The organism is Thermodesulfatator indicus DSM 15286 (assembly GCF_000217795.1).
Lineage (GTDB): Bacteria > Desulfobacterota > Thermodesulfobacteria > Thermodesulfobacteriales > Thermodesulfatatoraceae > Thermodesulfatator > Thermodesulfatator indicus.
This window is the reverse complement of sequence record NC_015681.1, coordinates 1,650,198-1,665,191: the sequence shown is the minus strand read 5'-3', so window position 1 is coordinate 1,665,191 and position 14,994 is coordinate 1,650,198. Positions and strand designations below refer to the sequence as shown.

At 37.9% G+C, this 14,994-nt stretch carries 17 protein-coding genes and 1 tRNA gene; 3 read left to right on the top strand and 15 right to left on the bottom strand.

Annotation, left to right across the window (positions count from 1 at the left end):
* Window positions 1–9 precede the first annotated feature (9 nt).
* From THEIN_RS08175 to THEIN_RS08165, 3 genes are read left to right on the top strand one after another with little or no spacing between them, the layout of a single operon-like run.
* Window positions 10–702 (top strand): polysaccharide deacetylase family protein, encoded by a 693-nt coding sequence (locus THEIN_RS08175; RefSeq protein WP_013908205.1) that lies wholly within the window; start codon window positions 10–12, stop codon window positions 700–702.
* Window positions 677–2,977: a glycosyltransferase gene (locus tag THEIN_RS08170; protein ID WP_013908204.1), complete on the top strand. Its 2,301-nt coding sequence runs from the start codon at window positions 677–679 to the stop codon at window positions 2,975–2,977. The genes THEIN_RS08175 and THEIN_RS08170 overlap by 26 nt, the downstream gene beginning before the upstream one ends.
* A complete protein-coding gene (locus THEIN_RS08165; protein ID WP_013908203.1) occupies window positions 2,910–4,049 on the top strand; it encodes a glycosyltransferase in 1,140 nt (379 codons plus the stop codon). Before THEIN_RS08170 ends, THEIN_RS08165 begins: the two co-directional genes overlap by 68 nt.
* A 21-nt stretch (window positions 4,050–4,070) precedes the next feature.
* Here THEIN_RS08165 and THEIN_RS08160 read toward each other — a convergent pair whose 3' ends face one another.
* From THEIN_RS08160 to THEIN_RS08090, 15 genes are all read right to left on the bottom strand, one after another.
* Window positions 4,071–4,829, bottom strand: coding sequence for an alpha/beta fold hydrolase (locus THEIN_RS08160; protein WP_169311165.1), 759 nt, complete (start codon window positions 4,827–4,829; stop codon window positions 4,071–4,073).
* Window positions 4,830–4,880: 51 nt separating this feature from the next.
* Complete coding sequence (locus tag THEIN_RS08155) at window positions 4,881–5,219, bottom strand: MerR family transcriptional regulator (protein ID WP_013908201.1); 339 nt, start codon at window positions 5,217–5,219, stop codon at window positions 4,881–4,883.
* A complete protein-coding gene (locus THEIN_RS08150) occupies window positions 5,209–5,493 on the bottom strand; it encodes an integration host factor subunit alpha (protein ID WP_013908200.1) in 285 nt (94 codons plus the stop codon). Before THEIN_RS08150 ends, THEIN_RS08155 begins: the two co-directional genes overlap by 11 nt.
* The gene (gene pheT / locus THEIN_RS08145; RefSeq protein WP_013908199.1) at window positions 5,490–7,892 is read right to left on the bottom strand and encodes a phenylalanine--tRNA ligase subunit beta; all 2,403 of its coding nucleotides are present in this window, start codon (window positions 7,890–7,892) and stop codon (window positions 5,490–5,492) included. Before pheT ends, THEIN_RS08150 begins: the two co-directional genes overlap by 4 nt.
* Window positions 7,892–8,902 carry a phenylalanine--tRNA ligase subunit alpha gene (gene pheS / locus THEIN_RS08140; protein ID WP_013908198.1) on the bottom strand — a complete coding sequence of 337 codons (1,011 nt, stop codon included), beginning with the start codon at window positions 8,900–8,902 and terminating at the stop codon, window positions 7,892–7,894. The genes pheT and pheS overlap by 1 nt, the downstream gene beginning before the upstream one ends.
* A 1-nt stretch (window position 8,903) precedes the next feature.
* A complete protein-coding gene (rplT, locus tag THEIN_RS08135) occupies window positions 8,904–9,260 on the bottom strand; it encodes a 50S ribosomal protein L20 (protein WP_013908197.1) in 357 nt (118 codons plus the stop codon).
* Between the two features lie 15 nt (window positions 9,261–9,275).
* Window positions 9,276–9,482 (bottom strand): 50S ribosomal protein L35, encoded by a 207-nt coding sequence (gene rpmI / locus THEIN_RS08130; protein WP_013908196.1) that lies wholly within the window; start codon window positions 9,480–9,482, stop codon window positions 9,276–9,278.
* Between the two features lie 31 nt (window positions 9,483–9,513).
* A complete protein-coding gene (gene infC, locus THEIN_RS08125; protein ID WP_013908195.1) occupies window positions 9,514–10,038 on the bottom strand; it encodes a translation initiation factor IF-3 in 525 nt (174 codons plus the stop codon).
* A gap of 8 nt (window positions 10,039–10,046) precedes the next feature.
* The gene (thrS, locus tag THEIN_RS08120; RefSeq protein WP_013908194.1) at window positions 10,047–11,960 is read right to left on the bottom strand and encodes a threonine--tRNA ligase; all 1,914 of its coding nucleotides are present in this window, start codon (window positions 11,958–11,960) and stop codon (window positions 10,047–10,049) included.
* A 1-nt stretch (window position 11,961) separates the two neighbouring features.
* Window positions 11,962–12,207, bottom strand: a complete 246-nt coding sequence (locus THEIN_RS08115) for a type II toxin-antitoxin system HicA family toxin (RefSeq protein ID WP_013908193.1) — start codon at window positions 12,205–12,207, stop codon at window positions 11,962–11,964.
* Entirely contained in the window at window positions 12,200–12,427 is a 228-nt protein-coding gene (locus tag THEIN_RS08110) for a type II toxin-antitoxin system HicB family antitoxin (RefSeq protein ID WP_013908192.1), read from the bottom strand. The genes THEIN_RS08115 and THEIN_RS08110 overlap by 8 nt, the downstream gene beginning before the upstream one ends.
* A 69-nt stretch (window positions 12,428–12,496) precedes the next feature.
* Window positions 12,497–12,571 (bottom strand) — tRNA-Val (locus THEIN_RS08105).
* A gap of 39 nt (window positions 12,572–12,610) precedes the next feature.
* Entirely contained in the window at window positions 12,611–13,942 is a 1,332-nt protein-coding gene (gene resB / locus THEIN_RS08100; RefSeq protein WP_013908191.1) for a cytochrome c biogenesis protein ResB, read from the bottom strand.
* Window positions 13,929–14,102: a twin-arginine translocase TatA/TatE family subunit gene (gene tatA / locus THEIN_RS08095; protein ID WP_013908190.1), complete on the bottom strand. Its 174-nt coding sequence runs from the start codon at window positions 14,100–14,102 to the stop codon at window positions 13,929–13,931. The genes resB and tatA overlap by 14 nt, the downstream gene beginning before the upstream one ends.
* A gap of 68 nt (window positions 14,103–14,170) precedes the next feature.
* Window positions 14,171–14,833 (bottom strand): phosphorylase family protein, encoded by a 663-nt coding sequence (locus THEIN_RS08090; protein ID WP_013908189.1) that lies wholly within the window; start codon window positions 14,831–14,833, stop codon window positions 14,171–14,173.
* Window positions 14,834–14,994 lie beyond the last annotated feature (161 nt).

The following is a 14,994-nucleotide window of genomic DNA, read 5'->3' as shown; positions in this document are numbered from 1 at the left end:
TAATAAAAAATGAAAAAAATAATAATAGAATTACATGATGTTAGCCCTTTTTATAAAAATGAATTTTTTGAAGCTTTAAAATTAATATTTGAAGAGGAAATAAATAAATATTGTATTCTATTAATTCCAAACTATAAAAACAAATACAACATAGAACAACACGTAAAATTCACAAATCTTATTAAAGCATGTAAACAAGAAATAATTTTACATGGATACGAACATACAGGAGAAAATTCACTAAAATATTTTTGGGCAACAAATGGAGAAGGAGAATTCAACAAACTAAACAAAAAAGAAACATTTAAGCGAATAATAGAAGGGAAGAAAATATTTAAAAAATTAGAATTAAAAACCTCATATTTTGTACCACCAGCATGGATATCAAACAAGTTCTTAGAAAGTGCCCTAATAAAACACGATTTCAAAGGTATAAGCTATAGAGAAAAAATTAATTTTTTTTCAAAGAAAAAAATTTTTACTCCAACAATTACATTTAGTAACCGCTATCTATTATCCGAAATTAGTAAATGGTCATCAGAAATATTATTTCAACTATTTTCTAAGTTCCCAACTATAAGATTTGCGATTCATATGAGAGATTTTCATGATAACGAAAAAGTTAAACTATGGAAAAAACTAATAAAAAAAGCTAAAAACAGGAGGACTCTTAATTATGAAGAACTTTATGGCGAAAGCTGATCTACATGTACACTCAAAAGCATCTAACAGTCCCGCTGGATGGTTATCAAGTATATTTAACTGTCCAGAAAGCTATACAGAACCTAAAGAATTATACAAAAGATTAAAAGAAAGAGGAATGACATTTATTACTATCACTGATCATAACACTATTAATGGTGTATTAGAAATTGCAGACAAACCAGAAGTATTTATTGGCTGCGAGTACACAGTTAAATTTCCAGAAGAAAAATACGACATACATGTACTATGTTATGGAATTGATGAAAATGAGCACAAAATACTAAACGAATTAAGAGAAAATGTATATGATTTTATAGATTACATAAAAGAAAAAAATATTGCTCATACCTTAGCACATCCACTATATCCGGTAAACCGAAAACCATTAAGTATTTCTATAGTAGAAAAGTTTATCTTACTATTTGATAATTGGGAAATAATCAATGGAACTCGAAGTCAAAAAACACAAACTATTGAAAAATCGATAATAGCAAAATATCAAGGTTTTGAAAAAATTAGAAGATTAGAAGAAAAATATAATATTCGCTCTAGAAGAACGAGAGCAGAAATTACTTTTACTGGAGGATCAGATGATCATGGAGGAATGGATGCAGGTAGAACCTGGACCGAAGCAAAAGCTAAGACAATAGAAGATTTTTTGGAAGCAATCAATAAAGGTGAAACAATGGCCAAAACAGAAAAACTAGGCGAAGAAAGATTAATAAATACCGTTTTAAGAATAACCTACAAATATTTTGAAGAAAAGAACAAAGTACCAAAAGAAATAAAAGAAGTCGGAGATCATATCTTTTTATTTAAAGAAAATAATTTTGTAGATTATTTAATAAAAAATTTTACAAATATTAACGGCAATAGAGAATTACTACTAAAAGAAATCCTTAAAAGAGCTCCATTTTGGACTTTTGAAAAAACAAAAAAAGAGTTTAATTGTCAAAACTTAGGAGAGCTTTTATTAGCGACACTATCTCAGCTATTACCAATAATAATATTATATCTACAAAAAGAAGAAGAAAACCACACAAAAAATATTGCCAAAAAATTAAAGATAGATATAAAAGAACACAATAGACTTGCATATATAACAGATACATATTACGAAATAAATGGAGTATCTAGAACAGCACAAATAATAAAAAACTTAAAAATAAAACACAATTTACCAATAGATATTATTACAATGAGCCACAGTTCATTAAATGATGAAGAATGCATTAATTTAAATACCTATATAGATTTGCCTACTCCATTTTATAACGAATTTCGCTTAAGAATTCCCTCAATAATAGACATTTTTGACTTAATAAAAGAGAGAGAATATTCTCACATTCATATAGCAACTCCAGCACCTCTGGGGATATTATTTTTCTTAGCAGGGAAAATATTCAAGTTACCAATAAGCTTCACATTTCATACTGACGTTCCACAATACATACTAAAATACACAGAAAATCCCAAAAACTATGAATTAAGCTGGCAATTATTATCATGGTTTTGTAACCAATGCGACAAAATTTTAGTTCCATCAAAAGTATACGCTGAAAAATTAATATTTCATGGAGTAGAAAGCCACAAAGTCAGAACATTTATTAGAGGAGTTGATACTAATCTATTTAATCCAAATAAAAAAGAAAAAGATTTTTGGAAAAAAGAACTAAACATAGAAATAGAGAACAAAACAAAAATACTTTATGTTGGACGAATATCCAAAGAAAAAAATCTAGATACATTTATAAAAATAGCCAAATCACTACCGGATCAAATATTTATTATAGTAGGAGATGGTCCATATAAAAATCATATAGAAAAAATTAAACCAAAGAATGTATTTATTACCGGATATTTAAAAGGCGAAAAACTAGCTAAAGCTTATAGTAATTCAGATATATTTCTATTCCCCTCAGAAACAGAAACATATGGACTAGTAGTTTTAGAAGCTATGGCTAGTGGACTTCCAGTCATTGTTAGCAACAAAGGAGCGGCCCATGAACATATTAGACACGGGGAAAATGGATTCATTGCACAAAAAGAAGATGACTATCTTAAATATATAGCTTTACTACTAACTAACGATAAAATAAAAGACAATCTATCAAAAAAGGCTTATTATACTGCTCAAAATTTAAACCTGGAAGAAACATATTTACATTATATAAACGAAATATTCTTTAATAGGGAGAAAAAGAATGAAAATATTAGATATCACCATATACTATCACAAAAAAAGTGGAGGTATAAAGAAATATATAGATAAAAAGGTAGAAATTTTAGAAAAATATAGAGATATAAAACATATAGTTATTATTCCTGGAAAAGGAAACAAAAAATATATAAAAAGCAAATCAACTATTTATGAAATAAATTCTATACCAATACCTGGAACAGGAGGATATAGATTTTTTAAAAGTATAAAAACAGTAAACAAGATTATTGAAAATGAAAATCCAGATATAATTGAATTTGGAGGATGCTACACACTTATTCCTTTAATTCAAAATAAAAATCAAATTTGCTCAATATTTTATCATTCAGACTTAATAAATGATACAAATCTATTTCCAGCTCCTAAACACCTAAAAGAGCTATTTTTGGGATATATAATAGAAAATGTTCTTAAAAAAAGTGATATTATCATCACGCCTTCACAAAAATATAGAAAAATCCTTGAAGATATGGGGATTCAAAATGTTAAAACTATTGAATTAGGTATTGACACCAATATTTTTAAACCCATGAAAAAAACAACAAATTTCTGGGAAAAATTTGGGATAAATAATAACAAAATTAAATTATTATATGTTGGAAGAATTGCTATTGATAAAAATATAAAACTACTTATAAAGACACTAAAAAATCTGGATGAAGAAAAGTTCCATTTGATAATAGTAGGATCAGGGCCATTAAGCTCTTGGCTCAAAATAAAAGCTAATAAGACAAAGAATTTAACATATATTGGACATATAGAAGATGAAATCCTCCTAGCACAAATATATAATAATGCTGATATTTTTGTAAGTGCATCTCACTACGAAACATTTGCTTTAACATTTTTAGAAGCCCAAAGTTGCGGACTACCACTAGTTGCATTTGACTTGGGACTACAAACACAATTTAAAAAGGATTTTCTAGTTAAAGAAATAAGCAGCACAGCTCTCGCTGAAGCAATAATCAAGGCTAGCAATTGTATTTCGAAAGAATTAAGCATTGAATTACATCAAAAAACAAAAGAACTTTTTTCATGGGAAAAAACTTTTAATAAATTAATAGATTTGTACGACGAATTATTAATATCAAAAAGTTCTGGCCAGACTATAAAAATTATATAAACAAGTTTTTTTGGTTTTTAACTAAAAAAATTTTTTAAGCAAATTTGTATAGTGTTCTGCTCTATTAATATAAGGAAAATGTCCAGCTGATGAAAAAGTATATATTTGGGCTGAAGAATATATACTTTTAAGTCTCTCCCTCAAAATTTCCTCAACTAAAGGATCATTATCAGATTCTATAATCTGAATAGGAATTTTTAATGTTTTGATATCAGATAGTTCAAAATTTTCCATAATAACTTTAACTCTTGAAATAATTTGTTTTTTATTAATTCTTTTTAATAAGAACTCTAATAAGTAGTTTAAAGTAACATCACAATATTGAGAAGCCGGGTAAATTTTTTTAACAATATTTCTTTTCAAAAGTTTTATAATCAAGCTTTGAGGTAAAAAAGGAAGCACTTTTAATAAAATTAAAATTTTTCTACGAAGCAAGTCATTAGGAGGAAAAGTATTTCCGAGAACAACACAAGAAATTATTTCTGGATATTTAAGCATTAAATACTGAGCTAAATAGCCTCCCATAGAAGTACCAACTATTTTAACTCGACTAACTTTTTCTGACTGAAGTATTGCCAAAATTCCTTGGCTAAGTCCTTCAAGGGTATCTACAGTAGGATAAGTAAGGCTTATAATTTTATATTGATCAAGCAAAGCAGTTATTTGTTGCCACCAAACATCATAGGCTCCCATCATCCCGTGTAAGAAAAGAACAGTCTCTCTTCCATTTCCTAAGACTAGATATTCCCATTTCGTTTGGTTTATAGACAGTCTTTTCAAAGGATATTTGAGACGAAAATTTACTAAAGATTGAGAAATCATAAATAAAAATCAATTTTTATTTAAAATTCGATATAATTTCAATAAATCATCTCTTATTTCAATCAATATCTTTTTAAAATCATAAGAAGATTCTTGCTGAAATGTAGAAAGTTTCTTTTTAGCCCCGGCGATTGTATAGCCTTCTTCGTAAAGCAAAGTTTTAATTTTTTTGAAGACTTCTATCTGCTCAGAAGGATAAAGACGACGGCCGGATAAACGTAGGGGCTTAATGTAGCGTTTGAATTCTTTTTCCCAGAAGCGTAAGACATGTGGTTCAAGTTCTAATAGCTTAGCTACCTCACCAATAGTATAATAACGTTTACTTTTGTTAGTTTTTTCATTCTTCATTTATAAAATTTTTGAGGGTATTACTGGGATGAAAAATCACGGTCTTTTTACCCTCAATAATTATAGGTGATCCATCTTTAGGATTCACCCCTTTGCGAGTAGGCCGTCTATACGGTGTAAAAAAACCAAATCTTACAATTTTTACTTTTTCTCCACGTTCAAGAGCCAGTTTCATCTGTTCAAAGATATTGTCCACCACCTGCTTCATACTGCGTACGGAAAACCCCAAGTTTTCGTGAAGATATAAAGCCAAATCTTTCTTGGTAACGGTCATCTCAAACTCGCTTCAAATTTCTTTAAAATTTCCTGAGTTATTTTCTCCTGAATTTCGTTTACTTCTTCGTCGGTAAGGGTACGCTCAGGAGCGCGATAAATAAACCTAAGAGTAAGACTCTTTTTGCCCTCAGGAATACCTTTGCCTTTGTAAACATCTATGACGAAGACCTTTTCAAGATAAGGAAGCTCCATATCACCCACAAAGGTAAGTATCTCAGAAGCTTGAACCTCATCAGACAAGAGCAAAGCCAGGTCCCTACTCGTAGCGGGAAACTTAGGCAAAGGAACAAATTTCTTCTTAAAGGAGACAATTTCTACAAGTTTTTCAAAGTCAAGCTCAAAGACAAAAACTTCTTGAGAGATGTCTAATTTCTCAAGGAGACTCGGACGAAGGGCCCCTAAATAGCCAATATTTTCTCCTGCAAGTTTAACGGTCAAACTAAGGGCTGGTAAAAGGTGAGGCTCTTGAGCCCCTGGCTCAAACAATATACCCCTTACTCCTAATTCTTTGAAAAAACTTTCAAGAATTCCTTTCACGTCAAAAATATCAAACTTCCGCTCGGAACGGAAACAGGAAAGAGATAAAGCCTCACCGGTTAAAAGCCCTGCCAGGAGATGTTTTTCGTCTGGTAGCGTAGATCCTTCTTTCGGGAAAAATACCCGGCCGATCTCAAAAACCTTTACCGTGGGATGCTCTCTAAAAATATTTACCTGGGCCGTTTGCAAAAGGCCCGGGATCAAAGTTGTCCGCATAACGGACTGCTCTTCAGAAAGAGGATTGGCTAAATTTAAGGGGTTAGCCCGCGGGTCCTCAGGAGCAAAACCCAAAAGCTCTAAAAGCTTTGGCGAAATAAAGCTGTAGTTAATGACCTCGTAAAGGCCAAGGGCCGTCATAAGAGACCTGGCCTTACCCAATACTTTTTCGAACTTGGTAGGTGGCTTTCCGGCAATTTCCGCCTTGGGAACGCTGACCGGCAGACGATCATAACCGTAAAGCCTGGCCACTTCTTCTATAAGGTCTTCAGGAAGAACTAGGTCATGACGAAAAGAAGGTGGAGTACAAATATATTCATCTATGCCTTTTACAACTTTCACCTGAACTCTCTCTAAAAAGTGGCTTATCTCTTCGGGCTCAAAGTCAATTTTCAAATAAAGACTAAGTTTTTTAGGAGAAAGCTTTATTTCCCTAAGCACATAAGGCGTTGGATATTCGTCTATGCGACCAGGAATTATATCTCCCCCAGCAAGCTCTTTTATCATCCGGGCCGCCTGTTCAAGCCCGAAAATAACACCTTCAGGATCAATGCCTCTTTCAAAGCGATAAGAGCTATCAGAAGAAAGCCTTAAACGCTGGCTGGTAAGCCTAATACTTGAAGGATTAAACCAGGCACTCTCAAGAAAGACATTTTTTGTCTTTTCCGTAACCGCCGTCTCTTCCCCTCCCATGATACCCGCAATAGCCACCGGCCTTACCGCATCAGCTATCACCATAGTCTTTTCGTCAAGCTCGCGCTCAACTCCGTCAAGGGTAAGAATCTTTTCTCCCTCTCGGGCCAGGCGTACGATAATCCTTCGACCTTCAAGCAGGTCAAAATCAAAAGCGTGAAGGGGCTGGCCACGCTCTAAAAGAACATAATTAGTAACATCAACCACATTATTGATAGGCCTTAGACCACATAGCCAGAGCTTTTTCTGAATTTCAAAGGGGCTGTCTTTAACCGTAACATTTTTGATAAGACGGCCGGCATAGCGATAACAAAGCTCAGGGATTTCTATAACAACGCTTGTTTCAGAAAATATTTCTTCCCCAAGCGGAAGCTTTGGAAGTTCAGGAATTTTAAGAGCGATATCGCACACGGCCGCTACTTCCCGCGCAAGGCCATAAATAGACAGGCAATCTCCTCTATTGGGCGTTATGGCTACTTCAAGTATGGGCTCGTTTAATCCCAAAAACTTCACAACCGACTGGCCAAGAGAAGCCTTCTCTGGAATCTCAATAATGCCAGAATGATCACTACTTATTCCCAGTTCATAAGGCGAACAAAGCACACCCTCGGAACGCACGCCTCTAATTTCTACGGGCGAAACTTTATTACCGGTAAAAAGAATGACGCCTGGCGGGGCAAAGGCCGTTTTAAGCCCTACCTTTACATTTGGTGCTCCACAAACTACCTGATATTCCTGTTCACCGTCTGAGACCTGACACACAGCAAGCTTATCCGCCTGAGGATGAGCACTAACTGCCACAATCTTTACTACTTTTACGTCTTCAAGGTCTTCGTAGGCGTTATAAACACCCTCAACCTCAAGGCCGGTCATAGTGAGACGGTCAGCCAGGTCCTCAGGTGAAAGGGATATATTCACCCACTCCTTAAGCCAGTTATAAGGTACCAACATCAGAACTGCTCCAGAAAACGAAGGTGATTTTCGTAGAAAAGACGAATATCATTTATACCGTATTTAAGCATGGTAATACGTTCCACCCCCAGGCCAAAGGCAAAGCCCACCCATTCATCGGGATCGTAACCCACTGCCCGGAAGACATTGGGATGAACCATCCCCGCGCCAAGGATCTCAAGCCAGCCGGTCTGACCACATACCCGGCAGCCATCACCACCACAAATAACGCAGCTTATATCCATCTCCACACTGGGCTCGGTAAACGGGAAATAGCTGGGACGAAATCTTACACGCGTCGCTTCGCCAAAGGTCTCCTGGGCAAAAATCGTCAGTATGCCCTTCAAGTCCGCAAAAGAGACATCTTTGTCAACCATGAGGCCTTCTATCTGGTGGAACATGGGCGTGTGGGTGACATCAGAGTCACAACGATAGACCTTGCCTGGAGCAATAATCCGCAAAGGCGGCTTTTCACGCTCCATAGTGCGAATTTGAATTGGTGATGTATGTGTGCGCAATAGAAGGCCGTTTTCCAAGTAAAAAGTGGCCTGCATGTCCCGCGCCGGGTGGTCTTCGGGAATATTTAGGGCCTCAAAGTTGTAATAATCAAGCTCAATCTCAGGGCCAGTGGCAATGGAAAAACCCATGCGCAAAAAGATTTCGCAAAGTTCTTCCATTACTTGGGTGATGGGATGAAGCTTGCCAAGAGAATAGGGCCTCCCCGGTAAAGTTAAATCAACCCCGGGAATGACCTTTTCTTTGCGGGCTTTTAAGGCCTCCTGAGCCTCTTTTAAAGCTTCTTCAAGTTCTTTTTTGATTTGGTTGGCCAGCCTGCCTATAACTGGTTTAAGTTCTGGGGGGAGCTTGGCAATAGATTTAAGAACTTGGGTAAGCTCCCCCTTACGCCCTAAGAATTTAACCCGCGTAGCTTCAAGGGCCTTTTCGTCTCGTATGCTTTTAATCTCAGCTAAAGCCTTATCGCGTAAGCTCTTTAGCTCTTTTTCGTCCATGTTATTGCCACTTAGAAGCTGCTAGCTCTACCAGCTTTTTGAAGTCCTCAGGTTCGGTAACCGCAAGATTGGCAAGAACTTTACGGTCAAGCCCAACACCGGCTTTTTTAAGGCCACCCATAAAACGGCTGTAATTAAGGCCGTGGAGTCTCGCCGCCGCATTTATTCTAACCTGCCAAAGTCTTCTAAAGTCGCGCTTGCGTTGACGGCGGTCACGATAAGCATAGACAAGAGCCCTTTCTACTGTTTCGCGCACCCGACGAAAACAGTTCTTTCTCCGACCCCAGTAACCTTTGGCCATTTTTATATATTTTTTATGCCTTCTTCTGGTCTTCGGTCCACCTTTGGCTCTAGGCATTTTCTATTTCCTCCTTTAAAACTTATAGGGAATTAAGCGTTTTACCGCTGAAAGATTAGCCGCTGAAAGAATCGTCGGCTTTTTGAGATGCCGTTTACGCTTACGAGTTTTCTTGCGCAAAAGATGGCTCTTTCCGGCCTTAAAATGAAGCACTTTCCCCCTGGCCGTCACTTTAAAGCGTTTAGCCGCTGAACGATTGGTCTTCATCTTGATCTTTCCCATGTTTTCACCTTCCTTGATATTTATCTAAGAGTTAATTCTTTTTAGGCCCTAAAATCATTATCATCTGCCGGCCTTCCATGCGGGGTCTCATCTCTACCTGGGCTTCGTTTTCCACGGCCTCAAGAATCTTTTTAAGCACTTCCATGCCAAGCTCAGGTTTAGTTATCTCACGCCCCCTAAAGAAGACTCGAATTTTAACCTTATTTTTGTCTTTTAGAAAGCGTTTTATGTGTCTAATTTTAGTTTCAAGGTCATGGGTGTCGGTTTTCGGCCGAACTTTTATTTCTTTTACCTCTACAACGGCCTGTTTCTTTTTGGCCTCTTTGGCCTTTTTGGCCTGCTGATAAAGAAACTGGCCATAATCCATAATCCGGCAAACGGGTGGATCGGCCTGCGGCGCTATCTCTACCAGGTCTAAACCCTGTTCTTCGGCAAGCCTTAAGGCCTCTTCCCTTGAAACTATACCTACTTGTTTACCATCAGCGTCAATAAGCCTTACTTTGGGAACTCTTATTCGTTCGTTAACCCTGTATTTCTTTTTATCTATTTTGGCCACCTTTTCTCCTAATTTAATGTTTTAGCAGAAACTTCTTCCTGCACTTTAGCCACAAAGTCTTCGGTGCTCATTAGAGGTAAATTTTCACCTTTTCTCGTTCTAATAGTCAAGGCCTTATTTTCAAGTTCTTTGTCACCTATAATAATCATATAAGGAATCTTTTGCAGCTGGGCCTCACGTATTTTAAAGCCAAGCTTTTCGTTACGAAAATCTGGTTTAACTCTGATACCCGCTCCTTTAAGGTGTTCAAGGACTTGCTCGGCAAAAGGAATGTGCCTGTCAGCCACGGTAATAATAATAGCTTGCACCGGCGCCAACCACACAGGAAAAGCCCCGGCATAATGCTCAATAAGCACGCCCAAAAAGCGCTCAAGAGAACCAAGAAGCGCTCGGTGAATCATAATAGGACGATGACGCTGATTGTCTTCGCCAATATATGTCAGATTAAAACGTTCAGGAATATTAAAGTCCACCTGAATAGTTGAACACTGCCAGAAACGGCCAAGGACATCTTTTATTTTGATGTCAATCTTAGGGCCATAAAAAACCCCTTCACCCGGGTCAATTTCGTAGGGCAGGCCTTTATCTTCCAAGGCTTTGCGAAGCGCCCCTTCAGCCTTCTCCCAGATGGCCTCATCGCCAACATACTTTTCAGGCCTGGTGGAAAGAAAAATTTGATACTCTTTAAAACCGAAAGTGCTCAAGAAAAAGACCGTAAGATCAAGGCATCTAAAAATTTCTTCTTCAAGCTGATCTTCTCGGCAAAAGATGTGGGCGTCATCTTGGGTGAAGCCCCTTACCCGCATAAGCCCGTGGAGCACGCCGCTTCTTTCGTAGCGATAGACCGTACCAAGCTCGCACCACCTTATGGGAAGTTCCCGGTAGCTGCGACGACGGCTCTTGTAAATCAAGATGTGGAAAGGGCAGTTCATGGGTTTTAACTGGTATTCTATTTCGTCTATTTTCATGGGGGCAAACATGTTTTCCGCGTAAAAATCAAGGTGCCCTGAGATCTGCCAGAGATGCCTCCTGGCAATGTGAGGGGTGACTACTAGCTCATAACCGCGCTTTAAGTGTTCTTCCCGCCAGAAATCTTCAATGATTTTGCGCACTAAAGCCCCTTTGGGGTGCCAGAGTATGAGCCCTGGGCCCACTTCTTCTTCAATGCTGAATAACTCAAGTTCTTTACCAAGACGGCGATGATCACGCCTTTTAGCTTCCTCAAGTTTTTCAAGATAAGCCTCAAGTTCTTCTTTTTTGAAAAAGGCCGCGCCGTAAATACGCCAGAGCATGGGATTATTTTCGTCGCCCCGCCAGTAAGCACCAGCCACAGAAAGGAGTTTAAAGGCCTTGACCCACCCAGTGTGCGGAAGATGAGGCCCAGCACACAGGTCAACAAATTCACCCTGGCGATAAATGCTAACGGTATCTCCTGGGATTTCCTCTATAAGTTCAAGCTTATATGGTTCGTTTAAGTCTGAAAAAAGTTTCTTGGCTTCTTCTTTGGAGATTTCTTCACGCACCAGGGGATAGCGCTTCTTTATGATTTTTTTCATGCGCTTTTCTATTTGTTTCAAGTCCTCAGGGGTGAAGGAGCGCTCGTAATCAAAATCATAATAAAAACCGTTTTCTATGGTAGGGCCAATACCGAGTTTGGCCTCCGGGAAAAGCTCTTTTACCGCCTGGGCCATAACATGAGCCGCGGTGTGGCGCAAAAGTTCAAGAGACTCAGGGTCTTCAGGAGTAAGAAGCTTTTCAAAAGTGCCTTCTTCGGTGATAGGGGTCTCTAGATCAAATATTTGGCCGTTAAATTTGGCCCCTAGAGTTTCCTTAGTGAGAAAACTTTCAAGTACCTCTCGTACTTTAACGCCCTTTTTAACAGCCTTTTCTGAACCATCTGGTAAAACGATTTTTAGCTCCACTTTAATTCCCCTTTTTATTCCCGCTTAGCCATTTAATAAAATCCTTCTTGCTAACTTCTACATCTCTTAAAATTTTTAACAATAACCCCCTACCTATTTCTTCACCTTTGTGAAAAGGGATGGTAGCTGTACGGCCGTCTTTATGCCTAAAAAATATGTGACTGCCTTTTTGTCTTGCCTTTACAAAACCCAAACTTTCTAAAAACTTGATTAACAATTCAGGTTTTACAGGAGACAATCTAGACATTATCACTTATTTCTACTTCAACCTGATGTAGACCTACAAACTGTTTCTGGATCTCCGGAAGCCCTTGTTCTTCAATACACAATTCAACAACTTCTTTTATGCGTTTAAGCACTTCCTCAAGTGTTTTGGCCTGGGCATAACAACTCTTCAATTCAGGAACTTCCGCTACATAAAAGCCGTCTTCATCTTTTTCTATTAAAACTGTAAACTGATATTTCATACCTCTCCCCTTTTAAAACATAAAGAAAAGGCATCTTTGGGATAGCCCCAAAAGATGCCTTTATGTGCGTGGTAGGCGCGGGCGGGATCGAACCGCCGACCTCTTGCGCGTCAAGCAAGCGCTCTCCCACTGAGCTACGCGCCTTTCCTTTTTGAAAATTTCTAACAACCTTCAAATTTTTTGTCAAGAAGCCTTATTAAGGTTCTCTACCTCTTCGGACAGTTCTTCTATAAGCTTTTCCACTTTATGGCGAGCCTTGGGAGAATATCCCGCCAAAATAACCTTGGTAGAATTCTTATCAGGGATAATAGCCACCCAGTAGCGCTGATGGGCAAAGAAAAAGGCGGCAAAAATTCCTATAATAATTCCTAAGAAACCTAGCCATACTACCCAAACCCCTGGATCTTTTTTTACCTGCAATCCTGTGGCATAAACAGGCCTTATATCCGCAATATCTACAATAATAGAACCACCTTTAGGTAGTTCTATACGCCTGGGATGACGCTGTAGCACCCAAAAAGAAATAGGAGGAGAATCCTTCTCACTAACCCAAAGTTGCACAGCAATTAAGCCATGAGCCTCTTGAAAATTGAGCAACCCGATTCTTAAACCTTCCTCAGGCCACTCAACTTGACTAAAGGGTTTAATAACCAGAATTTTCTGACGAGGCCCTTTCATTAATCGTAAAGTTACCTGAGCAAATGTATTATAGCTGGCCTGATAAAAAGTAACTCCTTTGTAAGTTAAAGGAGCATTGACTTCTATAGGGGCTTTAAGCACCTCTTTTCCGTTTTCAATGATAGTAACTTCGGATCGATATTCTTTGGGCATTCCATTGGGATAAAACTCTATTTCAAACTTGTCACAGCGAATTGAAAAATCAAGGGGGTGGACACGACGCTCAAGACCAAACAAAATAACTTGATTGGAACTTTCTCCTTCAAGGAGAGTCATACTTCCTCTAAATCCCCAGACAGCCCCAATGATAGCACCAACTATTACCACCAAAATAGAAAAGTGAACCAGATATACAGAAAAATAGCTGAAACGAAACTTATCTTTTAAAAATAAAACACCGTCCTCGAACTCAACTTCCTTAACTCGACCAAGTTTTTTCTCAATAAGTTTCTTAATTTGTTTTTTAGCAGAGGATATATCTTTGTTTAAAGAAACTTTTTTGGCCGCAGGCATCCTAAGAAGCCTTTTAGGATCAACGGCCAAAGGATCCCGGCGGTAAAGTTCAAGAGAAAACGGCAAGCGTTTAAGCGAACAAAGGATCAAATTTATGCTGAATAATACCAGAAGAGTTACAAACCACCAGGAATGATAAGTATCATAAAGCTGTAAAAACTTTATGATCTGGCCTAACGTTTCTCCATAACGTTGGAAATAAAAGGCTATAGGTTGCCCTTGGGGAAGGATAGTACCTATAACGGACGTTCCCGCCAAAGTTAGAAGAAGAAAAATAGCAAGTTTTATAGAAGCCAAAAAATTTATAAGTTTATTTTTGAACATCGTCTTCTTTTTTCTCCTTTGCTTCCTCGTTTATAGCTTTGCGAAAGTTCTTAATCCCTTTACCTAAACCTTCACCAATTTGAGGAAGGCGACTAGCCCCAAAAAGAACAACGATGATAAGAAAAATTATAATGAGTTCTGGTACACCTAATCCAAACATAGTCTCCTCCTAAGTATCAGTATCTTGAACCTATCCTGCCCTAATAATTTTCGCAAGCTTAAAAGAAATTAGAAGAAGAAACTCCTAAAAATAGGAATTAGATTTTGGGTTACCTTTAGTAATTTTTTAAAGGGATACTTTTGAAAATCAGGACAAACTCGATCAGATACTAAAAGCAAAGAAACCACTGAAAGCCCCAAAGCCTTACCCACGCAAAAAATGGCTGAAGTTTCCATATCAACCACCTGAGCTATATCAGAATACTTGTCGCAAAATTCTTTGTTTTCTTTATAAAGAGCATCTGTAGAAACTACTCTTCCCTCTCCCAAAAAAATTCCCTGTGTGACAAATTCATGATAAAGCCACCCAAACAGATCTTTTGAAGGGAAAAAATAATCTCCGTAAAACTGAGAAGTACCTTCAAGGGATAAGGCTTCGTTAGGTAAAAAAAGAGAACCCAGGGGGATATTTTCATTTAAAGCTCCAGCCCAGCCGTAAGCTAATATCCTTTGGGCCCCTGCGGATTTTAGGTGTTCAAGTACGATAGCTGCTTGAGGGGCTCCCAAAACCGGCCCGCAAAGGGCCATATCCCCTTGACGCCAGAAATTTGCTAAAAAGAAGGAAGAAACTTTTTTAAGGGCCAGTTCTCTTTTTATAAGCTCACAATCAGGCTTAGTAAAAGCAAGAATTACCGAAGGCGGCGATTTAAAGTTCGGAATCGGTCTTGGCATTTTCACCCGCCGCTATCTCACAGAGCTTTTCTTTAAAAGCTTCAATCTCATCGGCGTATTCCCTGGCAGGACGCTCTATTCCGCAGGTGAGACACCTCACCCGGGCTCGCGCTCAGTTACCCACTATGATAGCTGGCCCACCACAATAACGGCACTTAAGT